Here is a 13718-nt window from a genome sequence, read left to right on the forward strand (position 1 = left end):
GCCATCCTCTTTTAGTCTATGGTCGGTTTTACGTGCGCTTCCATTTCTGCGCCAATACGTTTACGCATATCCATTAGGCGCAGCGCACTGTCACGTAAACGAATGTCTTCTTCTGCTTCAGGTATCCACTCGGGTACAGGAGTGGGTTTACCTTCGTCGTCGACAGCTACCATAATCACAATACAATGTGTGGTCAATTGACGTTCGGCATTTTTGGGATCGCCAGCTTGTACATCAATTGCCACATGCATCGAGGTGGCACCGGTATAAATTATCTTGCCAGTAACCTCAACAATATTGCCTACATGAATTGGCTTAACAAAACGAATACCACCTGCATATGCCGTAATGCAGTATTTACCACTCCAACCTGCAGCCGTTGCATATGCCGCAAGGTCAATCCACTTCATTACTGCGCCGCCGTGAACCTTACCACCAAAGTTAACATCCGCAGGTTCGGCTAAAAACCGTAAAGTAAGCTCTCTATCTTGACCCGCCATCGTCGCCCCTCTATTTGTCATACAATTACTGTTAAGTTCAGTATACCTATAAAAAAAGCGCGTAACGCGCTTTTTTAATTGAATTATTCGATAGTGACGATTAATTGCTTGCTATTAGACCTTCTTGAACATCAACGAACCGTTGGTGCCACCAAAACCAAATGAATTGCATAAAGCGTAATCAAAACTATGTTTGCGCGACGTGTGTGCAACGAAATCCAAATCACAACCTTCATCTGGATTATCCAGGTTAATGGTTGGAGGTACATGTTGATCGCGTAGTGCAAGTACAGTGAAGATAGCCTCAACCGCACCAGCTGCACCTAGCAAGTGACCAGTCATTGATTTGGTTGAGCTAACTAACAGATTGTAAGCATGCTCATCAAATACAGATTTAACAGCTGCAGCCTCAGCTTTATCACCCGCAGGTGTTGATGTGCCGTGCGCGTTAATGTAACCCACTTCGGTCTTAGCAACGCCTGAATCTTTAATCGCATTTTCCATTGCTGCAGCGGCACCTGCACCATCGGCTGGAGGTGAAGTCATGTGGAATGCATCGCCGCTCATACCAAAGCCCACAAGCTCAGCGTAAATTTTTGCGCCGCGCGCTTTAGCGTGCTCATATTCTTCAACAATCATCATGCCTGCGCCATCGCCAATAACAAAGCCATCGCGGTCTTTGTCCCATGGGCGGCTTGCCGCTTTTGGATCGTCATTACGAGTAGAAAGCGCTTTTGCTGAGCCAAAACCACCTACACCAAGTGGACAAGTCACATCTTCACTACCGCCTGCAACCATCACATCAGCGTCGCCATAAGCGATGGTACGCGCAGCAAAACCGATGTTATGCACGCCCGTAGTACAAGCGGTTGTTACAGCAAAATTCGGACCTGTCATGCCATACTTAATCGACATATGGCCGGCAATCATATTAATAATCGTGCTTGGTACGAAAAATGGAGAAACCTTGCGAGGACCGCCTTTTAATAATGCACTGTGGTTTTGCTCAATCAACCACATACCGCCCATACCAGCGCCAATCGCAGTACCAACGCGGCTAGGGTCTAATGCGCTCATATCAAGACCTGAGTCATTCATAGCTTGGATGCCAGCTGCCATACCATACTGAATGAACAGATCCATTTTGCGCGCGTCTTTTTTCGATAAGTATTGTTCTATATCGAAATTTTTAACTGAGCCGCTAAAGCGGGTGCCATATTCGGTAGCATCAAATTTGGTGATAGGCTCGATGCCACTTTGGCCAGCAAGCAATGCTTGCCAAGAGGTGTCCACATCATTACCAACTGGGGTGATTAACCCTAAGCCAGTAATCACTACGCGACGTTTAGACATGGTAATTACCTTCATTGTGATGAACCAACGTAAAAGCAATCAAGAAACAGCATAATGAATTTTACGTTGATGGTGTTTTATCGGGGTTTAAACAAAAACAGGCGGCATAATTGCCGCCTGTTTCTGAGAATTCTGGATTACTGATTCTTAGAAACGTAATCGATCGCTGCTTGAACAGTGGTGATCTTTTCAGCTTCTTCATCTGGGATCTCAGTGTCAAACTCTTCTTCAAGAGCCATAACTAGTTCCACGGTGTCTAGAGAATCTGCACCTAAATCGTCTACAAAAGAAGCAGCTGATTTAACGTCTTCTTCTTTAACGCCTAGTTGCTCGATGATGATTTTCTTTACACGTTCTTCGATGTTGCTCATTAGTTCTCTTTCCTATTCAAATTACGCACTTGCGTAAGATTGCGAGTAGTTTATTAGATTGAGGTAACATTGCAAGTATAGATTCTGTGGTCTAACCACAAATTTACAATTTCAATGCTACCCATGTTACTCAAAAATTTGGCATGTTACTGCCAATCGCTTTAAACCATATACATACCGCCGTTCACATGCAAGGTTTCACCTGTAATGTAAGCGGCTGAATCTGAGGCTAAAAACAATACTGCATTGGCAATTTCTTGCGCTTGCCCTAATCTCTCCATAGGTACTTGCGACATGATAGCTTGTTGCTGATCTTCTGTCAGCTCATCAGTCATATCGGTTTGGATAAACCCTGGAGCAATAGCATTCACTGTTATTTGACGAGATGCAACCTCCTTCGCAAGAGATTTTGTAAATCCAATCAAACCGGCTTTCGCTGCGCAATAGTTAACTTGGCCTGGATTACCCATAGTACCGACTACAGAGCCAATGCTGATAATACGACCTTGACGTTTTTTCATCATAGAACGCATCACTGGCTTAGTTAGCTTAAATAATGACGTTAGATTTGTGTCAATGATGTCTTGCCACTCATCATCTTTCATACGCATCATTAAGTTATCACGAGTGATACCAGCATTATTCACTAGAATATCGACATCGCCAGCTTTTTCTTTGATCTCAGTATATAAATCGGCCACTGATTGACTATCTGTGACGTTGAGCACCATTCCAAACCCTGTTTCACCTAGGTAGGCTTGAATTGCAGCGGCGCCCTTTTCACTGGTTGCGGTACCAATGACGGTTGCACCAGCCTTTTGAAGTGTTTCAGCAATAGCACGGCCAATACCGCGGCTAGCGCCAGTCACTAGAGCAATTTTGCCCTCTACAGAAAATGACATGAAAATTCCTTTATTCAGTAAGAGCTGCAAACGAAGCATTGTCGTTTACAGGTTTTGCTTTAATTGATTTGTTGATTCTTTTTGTAAGACCCGCAAGCACTTTGCCAGGGCCACACTCTGCCATTTGAGTAACACCTTGCTCTGCCATGTACTCAACGGTTTCGCTCCAACGCACAGGGCAATATAACTGACGTACTAATGCATCTTTAATTGCATCACCGTCTGTTAGCGTTGCAACGTCAACGTTATTAATAACAGAGATAGTCGGCGCATTAAAATTAATTGCTTTTAATGCAACGGCGAGTCTATCTGCGGCAGGTTTCATTAGCGCACAATGCGATGGTACGCTCACTGGCAGAGCAACCGCCATTTTCGCGCCCGCAGCTTTACATGCATCAGCTGCGCGCTCTACCGCGTGCTTCTCACCAGCAATCACGACTTGACCTGGGCTGTTGAAGTTAACTGGGCTAACAACGTCACCTTGAGCCGACTCTTCACAAGCTTTAGCAATCGCATCATTATCTAGACCGATAATTGCGAACATAGCACCTGTGCCTGCAGGAACCGCTTGCTGCATTAGTTGACCACGTAGTTCAACCAATTTAACGGCGTCGGTAAACTCAATGACACCAGCACACACAAGCGCAGAGTATTCACCTAAACTGTGGCCAGCAAGAAAGTCTGGCATAGGCTTGTCAGCTGCAAGGTAAGCGCGCCAAATTGCGACGCTTGCCGTCAATAATGCAGGCTGAGTTTTATCTGTTTCATTTAGCTTTTCAGCAGGGCCTTGCTGAACTAACTCCCATAAGTCATAACCCAGTGCTTCACTTGCCTCGGCAAATGTTTGTGCGACAACTGGTTGTGACTCAGCAAGTTCAGCAAGCATACCGACAGCTTGAGAACCTTGGCCTGGGAAAACAAATGCTAATTTTTCCATGTGTATATACCTGTTTGTTGTTATTTTTAGTCGTATAAAGACCAGTCAAATTAGAACTTAACTAGCGCACTGCCCCAGGCAAAACCTGCACCAAACGCTTCAAGTAATAACATGTGACCGCGCTGAATACGTCCATCGCGCACTGCTTCATCTAATGCGATAGGTACTGACGCAGCAGAGGTATTACCATGCTTCGCTAGCGTCAACACCACCTTATCTAAACTCATGTCGAGTTTCTTCGCAGTGGCTTTAATAATTCTAAAGTTAGCCTGATGTGGCACTAACCAGTCGATTTCAGATTTATCGACATTATTGATCTTCAATGTCTCAGTTACCACATTAGACAATTGTGTCACCGCGACTTTAAATACATCATTGCCTTTCATGGTCATATAGCCCACGGCTTCTGAGCTTTCATTAGCGCGTGGAGGGAATGAGCATTTAAGCAAATCGCCTTGGCTACCGTCAGCATAGATATGGGTATTGATAATACCTGGAGTATCGCTTGTACCAATAACAGCAGCGCCAGCACCGTCACCAAATAATATGACAGTGGTTCTGTCATCTGGTTCACATAAACGTGAAAGCACATCGGCGCCAATGACTAATACTTTTTTAGCCGCGCCATTTTTAACAAATTGATCAGCAACTGACAGAGCGTAAACAAAACCTGAGCAAGCTGCAGCTACGTCAAAAGCAGGAATGTTTTTTATGCCTAACATGGCTTGTATTTCACATGCCGCTGCAGGAAATGCGTTCGGCGCTGATGTGGTGCCGCATACAATCATGTCGAGTTCACTTGGGTCAACACCCGCCATTTCTAGCGCATTTAGTGCAGCCTGATAACCCATGGTTGATACCGACTCATCTTGAGCGGCAATACGGCGTTCAGAAATACCAGTACGTTCAACAATCCATTGGTCACTGGTTTCGACCATTTTTTCGAGATCTTGGTTACTTCTAACCTGTGCAGGCAGGTAACTGCCCGTTCCGAGAATTTTTGTGTGCATAAAAAAGATCAGCTATTGATGTCTAAAAGTATCGACTCCAGACGATCATTAATCATATCTGGTAGACGACGTTGCGCTTCAGTTGCCGCTAGATTTATTGCTTGTAAAAAGGCAGCTTCATCAGCGTTTCCATGACTCTTTACTACTATTCCGCGCAATCCTATCAGACTTGCTCCGTTATAGTGGTCGGGGTTCATCTTGCTGAGAACACTTTGAATTCTAGGCGCTATTAATTTGGACAATAAGCGAACAATTAGACCGTCTTTAAGGCCATTTTTGAGCTGGTGCACTAAGAGTTTAGCGATACCCTCAGAAGTTTTAAGCGTGATGTTACCCACGAATCCATCGCACACAATCACATCAACATTACCGGTATAGATTTCATCACCTTCGACAAAACCAACATAATTTAATTGATCGGTATGTTGCAAAATCTGCCCTGCTTGCTGAACTTGGTCATTGCCTTTTATCTCTTCAATGCCGACATTCAATAGCGCAACCTTTGGTTGAGGGTTCTTGTGAATGGCTTCATACAACACGCTACCCATCACCGCATACTGAAACAGAGTCTCAGAGTCACAGGCGACATTAGCGCCAAGATCTAGCAAGTAAACAGGTTTGGCTGTAACTGCTGGCAGACAAGACACCAACGCTGGACGGTCAATACCAGGCAACATCTTCAAAATGATTTTCGACATTGCCATTAACGCACCCGTATTACCGGCGCTTACGCACGCGGCAGCGCGGCCATCTTTAACTAACTCGAGCGCTAAACGCATTGAGCTGTTTTTACGGAAACGCAAAGCATGGATCGGTCTATCACACATGGTCACAACTTCGGTGGTGTGAATGATCTCGATACGGGAAGTAACTTCTGGGGAGACACCTTTAAGGTGTGGATTTATTTCGGCTTCGTTACCCACCAAAATAAATTTTAGAAATGCTTGAGATTTCAATGCCTGCACGGCGGCAGGCACTGTGATGTGGGGGCCATGATCGCCCCCATCGTATCTAACGCAAGCGTCAGACTATTCATAAGGCTAGCAACAAATTACTTGTTGATTACCTTTTTACCGCGGTAGAAACCGTCAGCAGTCACGTTGTGACGTAAGTGTAGTTCACCGCTAGTTGCGTCTACAGATAGTTGAGCAGTGCTCAATGCATCATGTGAACGGCGCATACCGCGCTTAGAACGAGATTTTTTATTCTGTTGTACAGCCATTTGACCTGTCTCCTACGATTACTTGCTCTTCAGTTTTTCTAACACTGCAAACGGATTTGGACGCTCCTCTTGAGCTTCTTCGATTTCGCCTACAGCTATATCTTGTGAACCTTGCTGACAATCTTCATCATCGTGCATGGCAACAATTGGCATAGCGACTATCAATTCATCTTCGATCAATTGATGTAGACGTACTTCTCCAATCTCATTAACCTCAATTGGATCATACGCATCCGGGAGCTCATCGATTTCTGCCTCAGTCTTACAAGGACTAAAACAAAAGTCGACCGTAACCTCAGTAGTAAATTGTGTCATGCAACGTTGACATAGCAGAGTGAGCTCCGTCACAGCCTTCCCGCGAAGGTAGACTATCCCCTGTAAGTCGACACCACATTCCAACGACACAACTACGTCGGAACAGTCGCCGGCTGATAATTCATTTAATCGCTTGTTCTGCTTGCCAGGAATGATGCCTTCGTAACGAAGACGACTCGTGGCGGCGCGAACTGGATCAATTGAAACCGGTATCTTTACTGTTTGCATAAGGCGCGCATATTATAGTTTGCAAGCGTCAGAGTCAAAGAAAATTTCCCTAAATACGATGATTTATCACCCTATTCGTGGGCTAAGTGCTCTTTTAAACTAACGCCATATTAAAACGAAGCAGAATTCTACCCAACAGCATGGTTCAAAACAAGCTGTTGATCGCTAAAAATCTACATTTAGAAATTAATTTTAGTAAACTCTCAGCCATCAGATAATTATTTAATCAAAAATACCATGAAAGCTAAGTTAACCCTGGGTTCTAGCTCAGTTTATCGCCAACAATTATTGGCCAAATTAAACCTCGAATTTGACTGCTTAAGTCCAGACATTGACGAGTCCCCTCTTACAGGAGAGTCGCCAACAGCATTAGTTGAACGCCTTGCGATTGAAAAAGCAAAAGCAGTGGCAAAAATGTGCTTAGAAAAGCCCTCTAACGGCACAAGCGCAGAGAAACCTAAGCACTTGGTTATTGGTAGCGATCAAGTAGCGGTGATTAATGGTGAAATAATTGGTAAACCGCTGACCCATGAAAATGCGGTCAAGCAACTGCTTAGTGCCTCTGGAAAAGCCATCACCTTTTATACAGGGCTTGCAGTGCTAGATGTTAACAAGAACACAGTACATAGCTGCATTGAGCCCTTTACTGTACATTTTCGGCAATTAACCAAAGCACAAGTTGAAAATTACGTGTCAGCCGAGCAACCACTATACTGCGCGGGGAGTTTTAAAAGTGAGGGGCTTGGTATTGCGCTATTCGACAAACTTGAAGGTGACGACCCAAACACCTTAATTGGCCTGCCGTTAATCAAGCTTATCGACCTACTTAGTCAGCATGACGTGCACGTGTTGTAGTTAACCAGAAAGCCTATTTAACGTGTAACGTCTTATCTCTCGCGTTTTGAAAACACTACGCACAAGGCGAATTCAATAAGTCGCGACAAAAAGCGGCGATAGATATGAGTTTATATAAAACTAAAGGGGAGAACATTTGCTCCCCTTTAGCTTTTTAAAAATAAGTTATTCAAACTTATTGTGTTTGCAAATCCAGAAAACAGGCTAATCTTGCGATAGCTTTACCCTTTATAACAGCCGCTACAACAAGCCCTTTATATCTGATGGAGTGTTAACCACAGCAACTGGGTTAGCGCTGAGCAGCTTAGCCTCACTGTGAGCACCGTAGCTTACGCCGATGGCGTCCATCTCTGCATTAGATGCCATGGTCATATCGATTATCGAGTCACCAACCATTACAGCATCAATTGCACTTACGTTGAGCTCTTTGAGTAATGAATTGAGCATTTGAGGGTCAGGTTTGCTCGCAGCATCACTTGCACTGCGAGTCGCTTTGAAATACTTACCTAAGCCTGTCGTCACTAGCATTCTATCTAGTCCAGGTCTTGCCTTACCCGTTGCCACAGCTAAGGTGTAACCTTCATCATAAAGCTGCTCGATAAGCTCAACCGCACCCTCGAACATTGGCGTGTCAATGGTGCAGCTTTTATATTGCTGGCGATAACACTCCACCAACTCCTCTTGCTTATCAATGGCGTTAGGAAACAAAATTGGCATCACAGTGGGTAGCGACAGACCTATGATATCCCGTACTTGTTGCTCACTCGGGACAGGCTGACCCATTTGCTTGGCAACGTCTTGCATACACACCACAATTTTCGTGATGGTATCCATTAAGGTGCCATCCCAATCGAATATGACTAGCTGATACTTCTTACTGTCTTTCGTCATTTAACTTGATTCGTTCAATTCTAATAAAGGTGTGCCAATCAAACCTACATAAACACGATAGCCGCGCCTACATAGTTACGCTTTCTTTAACTTATCCAATGTGTTTTGCAACACGTCATCAAGCGGCGCTTTAACTATGGTGGTCACTTCAGAGTCTGGATGAATAAACTTAAGCTCTGCAGCATGCAAGAATAGACGATTTAAACCGATAGCTTTCATGCTGTCGTCAAACTGCTGGGTGCTGTATTTATCATCACAAGCAATCGCGTGGCCTGTGTATTGGCAATGAACACGGATTTGATGGGTTCGACCCGTCACGGGCGAAGCCTTAACTAATGTGGCACCTCGGTAGCGCTGCATGATCTTATAGCGAGTTTCAGACTCTTTTCCTTCTTTGTTAACCCGCACAATGCGCTCACCCGATTTTAAGGTGATCTTTAACAGCGGCGCTTTCACCACTTTATCTTTTGCCTGCCAATCACCGCGCACTAGCGCAAGGTAATCTTTTTGCATGGTCTTTTTGCGTAGTTGATCATGCAAATGCTTAAGTGCGCTGCGCTTTTTAGCGACTAGCAATACTCCGGATGTATCTCTATCTAAACGGTGTACTAACTCTAAAAACTTTTGCTGCGGACGCAATGAACGTAAGCCTTCAATCACCCCAAAGTTAACGCCGCTACCACCGTGAACCGCGATGCCAGCAGGCTTATTCAGCACAATTAAGTGCTTATCTTCATGGATGATACGCTCTTCAAGTTGCGCAACTTGCGATAAGTTTGCCGACGGCGCGGTGCGATAGTCTTTTTCAGCTACGCGAACCGGAGGAATACGCACGATATCGCCAATTTGTAACTTGTACTCAGGCTTAATTCGCTTTTTGTTTACCCTCACCTCACCTTTACGCACAATGCGATAGACCATGCTTTTCGGCACGCCTTTAAGTTTGGTAAGAAGGAAGTTATCGATACGCTGCTCAAAATGGTCTTCGTCAATCGTGACCATCTGCACTTTAGTGGAGATTTCTGTTTTCATGTTACGCCATACTGTTATTACCGCGACATTGTAACTGATCTTAGTTAGCAATTGATATATTAAGAATGCCGAGTTTTGATTGCTGAATTATATGTTTATTGCTATATTTGCCGACTAGATGCGGGTAAGCAGTGGATAAAGTGTTCACAAATCCCCATCCTGCGAAGAATAAGTAAAAGAACAAGTGAACTTTATCGGTCGCAACTCATTGATTTGCAAACTGTACTAATATTTAAACAGCCAAATTAGCTGTTACAGTTAAACCGTAAGTAGCAACTAAATTTTCTTAGTTTCTTTTACCCAAATTCGCCCCAAAATCGAACAATATTTTAGCTTGTTATCAGACAACACGATTCGACTTGGGCATTAACGGACTAGAAATTGATTTATGGGGTTTGTTGACTAACGAATTCCTTGTTTTTGTAACAACTAGAAAATAAGCCATAAATAGGATGCGACACGCAGCGATTGCGTCTAACAGTAATGCGCACCTCCCAGCCTGATACCAGCCGTGACGGCTGCACTTTAGAAGATCAGGCCCGTAATGCAGACAATCTGTTGTTTGATGACCATTATTAGAAGAATGATGTCATCATGAAACGCATGTTAATCAATGCAACTCAATCAGAAGAGTTGCGTGTAGCCCTTGTTGACGGGCAACAACTGTACGATCTGGATATTGAAAGCCCAGGTCATGAACAGAAAAAGTCAAACATCTACAAAGGTAAAATCACCCGTGTTGAACCATCACTAGAAGCAGCTTTTGTTGACTATGGTGCTGAGCGTCACGGCTTCTTACCACTTAAAGAAATCGCTCGCGAATACTTCCCTAAAGGTTACTCTTTCCAAGGCCGTCCAAACATCAAAGAAGTGGTGTCTGAAGGTCAGGAAGTTATCATCCAAATTGATAAAGAAGAACGTGGCAACAAAGGTGCTGCACTAACAACCTTTATTAGCCTTGCGGGTTCTTACCTGGTCCTCATGCCAAACAACCCTCGCGCAGGCGGTATTTCTCGTCGAATCGAAGGTGATGAACGTAGCGAGCTTAAAGCTGCAATGTCAGAGCTTGAAGTACCACAAGGTATGGGCTTAATTGTTCGTACAGCCGGTGTAGGTAAAGATGCAGCTGAGCTAAAGTGGGACCTTAAAGTTCTACAACATCACTGGGAAGCGATTCAAGAAGCGGCTAACAGCAAGCCTGCGCCTTTCTTAATCCATCAGGAAAGTAACGTCATTGTACGTGCAATTCGCGATTACTTACGCCGTGATGTTGGTGAGATCTTAATTGACCACCCACGTATCTTTGACGAAGCTAAGCAACACATTGGATTAGTGCGCCCTGACTTTGTAGAGCGTGTAAAACGCTATGAGTCGGAAGTACCGCTATTTACTCACTACCAAATTGAGTCGCAAATTGAATCAGCATTCCAACGTGAAGTGCGCCTGCCATCAGGTGGCTCGATTGTTATCGACCCAACTGAAGCATTAACTTCAATCGATATTAACTCTGCCCGCGCAACTAAAGGCGGCGATATCGAAGAGACGGCACTCAACACTAACTTAGAAGCCGCTGATGAAATTGCTCGTCAATTACGTCTGCGCGACCTAGGTGGTCTAGTGGTTATCGACTTTATCGATATGTCACCAGTTCGCCACCAACGTGAAGTTGAAAACCGCATGCGTGATGCTGTCCACAGTGACCGTGCTCGCGTTCAACTTGGTCGTATCTCACGCTTTGGTTTAATGGAAATGTCGCGCCAGCGTCTGCGCCCTTCTCTTGAAGAGTCTGCAGGTCACCTGTGTCCTCGTTGTCACGGTCAAGGCACTATTCGCGGCACTGAATCTCTAGCACTGTCTATTCTTCGCTTAATGGAAGAAGAAGCAATTAAAGAGAACACCAAGCAAATTGAAGCGGTAGTACCTGTTGATGTAGCGGCTTACCTGCTTAACGAAAAGCGTAAAGCAATCCGCATTACTGAGCAGCGTCATGACGTTGAAGTGTACGTGATCCCAGACCGTCACATGGAAACGCCAGAATATCGCGTAGTACGTCGCAAAGCTGACGATGAAGTGACTGAAACGAGCTACAAGCGCGTTGAACAGCCAGAAAACAAGTTATACGAACCACGTAAACTTGAGCGTGCAGCAGCGCCTGAGCCAGCAATCAAAGGCTTTGGTGCACCTAAGCAAACGCCAGCTAAACCGGCAGCTAAGCCTGCGAAAGCTAAGGCAGAAGAAAAGCCAGGTTTATTCAGTCGCATCTTCAGTGCTATTGCCTCGCTATTTGGCAGCGAAGAAGAAAAGTCTGACAACAAAGACAAGAACAAAGGTAAAAAAGGCGGTCAGCAAAATCGTCGTAACCGTCGTAACGAGCGCCAAGATAACCGTAATGACAAACGTCGTAAGCGTGGTGAGTCGAATGCAAAAGACGGTAATGACAACCGTTCACGCAAAAATGCTGATCGTAACGCTGATCGCAATGAGCGTAATAAAGGTAAAGCTGATCAAGACGAGAACAAGCGTAATAAGTCTGCTGACAAAGCTAACCGCAACAGCAAGCCAAAGCGTGACAACGTAGAAAAGAGCCCTAAGCAAGAAGCGGCTCGCGAGCGTCGTCAACGCCGTAATATGCGCCGTAAAGTTCGCATCGAAAACGAAGCGACTAATAACGAGCAAACACAAGCTGCGCTAGCAACTGAAGAAGCAAACGTAAAAGCGACTGTCGAAGCGCAAGTTACAGAAAAGCCAGCGGCTGACACTCAAAACAGCGAAGGCCAAGCTGCGCCAAAAGCTAAAGAGCAAAAGTCAACTCGTACTCGCCGTCCTCGTAAAGAGCGCGTGAAAAAAGTTGAGCAAGAAACTGAGCAAGCGGCTGAAACGTTAGAAGTAGCAACAGAGGCTAAAGCAGAGACTGTTGAACAACCTAGTGTTGCTGTTGAAGCTAAAGCTGAAAGCGTAGAGGTTTCTCAAGCGACAGCAGAAGCTGCAACCACAGAAAAAGCTGAAGCGGCTACTACAGACAAAGCTGAAACAACTGGGGAAGATAAAGCTGAAGACGGTAAGCGTGAAGGTCAGCGTCGTAGCCGTCGCAGCCCTCGCCACCTGCGTGCAGCAGGCCAGCGCCGTCGCCGTGACGATGAAGATACCGCTCAAGCACCAGTGTTTACTCCGGTAGATGAACTTGAAAAGCAACTTGACGCAGAAAACAACTCAGCGACAAGTGAAGCACAAGCTCCAAGTACATCAGAAGCACCAAGTAAATCTGAGGCTAAAGTAGACGCGCCTGCTCCTGAAGCTGTAATTGAAGCACCGACAACTGAAACGGTTGTTGATGCGCCAGCTGCAGAGCCTGTTGTTGAAGTAGCTGCTGAAACCGTAACTGAAGTGGTTGTTGAAACAGAAACACCTGCTGAAGCACCTGTTGAAAAGCCAGCAACCGAAAAGGTAGTTGAAGCACCTGCTGAAGTGAAAGAGCCAGTGGTTGAAGCTCCAGTTGTTGAAGCAAAAGTTGAAGCGCCAGCTGAAACTCCGGCTACTGAAAAGGTCGCTGAAGCGCCAACTGAGCAAGCTGTTGAAGCGCCTGTATCAACAGCATCAGCAGAGCCAGCAAAACCTGCGAGTGCGCTAGCATCTAACGCATCTGCACCTATGGCTAAGCCAGCAGCGATTAAACCGCCTAAAGCTCAAGACAAAGCCGAAGTAGCGGCAGAGTCAAATGAGACTCCAGTTGAGAGTGAAGGCAACAGCGTGTCAGCCCCAGCAGCGAAACCAACTGCGAGTCGATTTGGCTCTATGGTTGGCTCAGAAATGGCTAAGCCAAGTGTGGAAGTGCGCGCTGCGCAACAAACACCACAAGGTAAAGACTATGCAAGTGCTCAAGCACCTGCGGCTAAACCAGCTAAATCGATGACAGCAAACAGCGCGTCATCAGATATGGCTCGCCCTGGTCAATAACCTTTAACCCTAAGAAAAACCACGCTTAGGCGTGGTTTTTTTATGCCTGAATATTGAAAAGACATTAGCTACTCCTAAAGTTAAATAATTCTACTTAAGGCTATTTTCAGGTTTAGTGAGTGATTAATTTTTGTTAACATGCTCACAA

Annotated in this window: 12 protein-coding genes and 1 pseudogene; 2 read left to right on the plus strand and 11 right to left on the minus strand. The window is 45.1% G+C overall.

Features of this window, described 5'->3' with window-relative positions:
* Nucleotides 1–11: 11 nt before the first annotated feature.
* The 9 genes and pseudogenes from EXU30_RS01285 to yceD form a co-directional block, all read right to left on the minus strand.
* Nucleotides 12–500 (minus strand): acyl-CoA thioesterase, encoded by a 489-nt coding sequence (locus EXU30_RS01285; protein WP_130597455.1) that lies wholly within the window; start codon nucleotides 498–500, stop codon nucleotides 12–14.
* 114 nt (nucleotides 501–614) lie between these two features.
* On the minus strand, nucleotides 615–1853 hold the full coding sequence (fabF, locus tag EXU30_RS01290; RefSeq protein ID WP_130597456.1) for a beta-ketoacyl-ACP synthase II: 1239 nt from the start codon (nucleotides 1851–1853) through the stop codon (nucleotides 615–617).
* Between the two features lie 137 nt (nucleotides 1854–1990).
* Nucleotides 1991–2224 carry an acyl carrier protein gene (gene acpP / locus EXU30_RS01295; RefSeq protein WP_011496723.1) on the minus strand — a complete coding sequence of 78 codons (234 nt, stop codon included), beginning with the start codon at nucleotides 2222–2224 and terminating at the stop codon, nucleotides 1991–1993.
* A 161-nt stretch (nucleotides 2225–2385) separates the two neighbouring features.
* Nucleotides 2386–3126 carry a 3-oxoacyl-ACP reductase FabG gene (gene fabG / locus EXU30_RS01300; RefSeq protein WP_130597457.1) on the minus strand — a complete coding sequence of 247 codons (741 nt, stop codon included), beginning with the start codon at nucleotides 3124–3126 and terminating at the stop codon, nucleotides 2386–2388.
* 10 nt (nucleotides 3127–3136) lie between these two features.
* On the minus strand, nucleotides 3137–4063 hold the full coding sequence (fabD, locus tag EXU30_RS01305; RefSeq protein ID WP_130597458.1) for an ACP S-malonyltransferase: 927 nt from the start codon (nucleotides 4061–4063) through the stop codon (nucleotides 3137–3139).
* Between the two features lie 50 nt (nucleotides 4064–4113).
* Nucleotides 4114–5073, minus strand: a complete 960-nt coding sequence (locus EXU30_RS01310; protein ID WP_130597459.1) for a beta-ketoacyl-ACP synthase III — start codon at nucleotides 5071–5073, stop codon at nucleotides 4114–4116.
* Between the two features lie 8 nt (nucleotides 5074–5081).
* Nucleotides 5082–6109, minus strand: a pseudogene (gene plsX / locus EXU30_RS01315) (phosphate acyltransferase PlsX).
* 15 nt (nucleotides 6110–6124) lie between these two features.
* Nucleotides 6125–6295, minus strand: coding sequence for a 50S ribosomal protein L32 (gene rpmF / locus EXU30_RS01320; RefSeq protein WP_011496728.1), 171 nt, complete (start codon nucleotides 6293–6295; stop codon nucleotides 6125–6127).
* A gap of 18 nt (nucleotides 6296–6313) precedes the next feature.
* Complete coding sequence (yceD, locus tag EXU30_RS01325) at nucleotides 6314–6838, minus strand: 23S rRNA accumulation protein YceD (protein WP_130597460.1); 525 nt, start codon at nucleotides 6836–6838, stop codon at nucleotides 6314–6316.
* A 237-nt stretch (nucleotides 6839–7075) separates the two neighbouring features.
* Between yceD and EXU30_RS01330 the strand changes: the two genes are divergently transcribed.
* A complete protein-coding gene (locus tag EXU30_RS01330; protein ID WP_130597461.1) occupies nucleotides 7076–7693 on the plus strand; it encodes a Maf family protein in 618 nt (205 codons plus the stop codon).
* 240 nt (nucleotides 7694–7933) lie between these two features.
* Here the strand turns inward: EXU30_RS01330 and EXU30_RS01335 are convergent, their stop codons facing one another.
* Together EXU30_RS01335 and rluC are read right to left on the minus strand one after the other, a co-directional pair.
* Nucleotides 7934–8584: an HAD-IA family hydrolase gene (locus tag EXU30_RS01335; RefSeq protein WP_130597462.1), complete on the minus strand. Its 651-nt coding sequence runs from the start codon at nucleotides 8582–8584 to the stop codon at nucleotides 7934–7936.
* 75 nt (nucleotides 8585–8659) lie between these two features.
* Nucleotides 8660–9616, minus strand: a complete 957-nt coding sequence (gene rluC / locus EXU30_RS01340; RefSeq protein ID WP_130597463.1) for a 23S rRNA pseudouridine(955/2504/2580) synthase RluC — start codon at nucleotides 9614–9616, stop codon at nucleotides 8660–8662.
* A 594-nt stretch (nucleotides 9617–10210) separates the two neighbouring features.
* Here rluC and rne point away from each other — a divergent pair.
* Nucleotides 10211–13570: a ribonuclease E gene (gene rne, locus EXU30_RS01345; RefSeq protein ID WP_130597464.1), complete on the plus strand. Its 3360-nt coding sequence runs from the start codon at nucleotides 10211–10213 to the stop codon at nucleotides 13568–13570.
* Nucleotides 13571–13718: the final 148 nt, after the last annotated feature.

It is taken from the genome of Shewanella maritima (assembly GCF_004295345.1).
Taxonomy (GTDB): Bacteria; Pseudomonadota; Gammaproteobacteria; order Enterobacterales; family Shewanellaceae; genus Shewanella; species Shewanella maritima.

Bases quoted from the DNA above. Each gene is read 5' to 3' on its own strand.
- EXU30_RS01285 (WP_130597455.1), bottom strand. From the start codon at position 500: ATGGCGGGTCAAGATAGAGAGCTTACTTTACGGTTTTTAGCCGAACCT.
- fabF (WP_130597456.1), bottom strand. From the start codon at position 1,853: ATGTCTAAACGTCGCGTAGTGATTACTGGCTTAGGGTTAATCACCCCA.
- acpP (WP_011496723.1), bottom strand. From the start codon at position 2,224: ATGAGCAACATCGAAGAACGTGTAAAGAAAATCATCATCGAGCAACTA.
- fabG (WP_130597457.1), bottom strand. From the start codon at position 3,126: ATGTCATTTTCTGTAGAGGGCAAAATTGCTCTAGTGACTGGCGCTAGC.
- fabD (WP_130597458.1), bottom strand. From the start codon at position 4,063: ATGGAAAAATTAGCATTTGTTTTCCCAGGCCAAGGTTCTCAAGCTGTC.
- EXU30_RS01310 (WP_130597459.1), bottom strand. From the start codon at position 5,073: ATGCACACAAAAATTCTCGGAACGGGCAGTTACCTGCCTGCACAGGTT.
- rpmF (WP_011496728.1), bottom strand. From the start codon at position 6,295: ATGGCTGTACAACAGAATAAAAAATCTCGTTCTAAGCGCGGTATGCGC.
- yceD (WP_130597460.1), bottom strand. From the start codon at position 6,838: ATGCAAACAGTAAAGATACCGGTTTCAATTGATCCAGTTCGCGCCGCC.
- EXU30_RS01330 (WP_130597461.1), top strand. From the start codon at position 7,076: ATGAAAGCTAAGTTAACCCTGGGTTCTAGCTCAGTTTATCGCCAACAA.
- EXU30_RS01335 (WP_130597462.1), bottom strand. From the start codon at position 8,584: ATGACGAAAGACAGTAAGAAGTATCAGCTAGTCATATTCGATTGGGAT.
- rluC (WP_130597463.1), bottom strand. From the start codon at position 9,616: ATGAAAACAGAAATCTCCACTAAAGTGCAGATGGTCACGATTGACGAA.
- rne (WP_130597464.1), top strand. From the start codon at position 10,211: ATGAAACGCATGTTAATCAATGCAACTCAATCAGAAGAGTTGCGTGTA.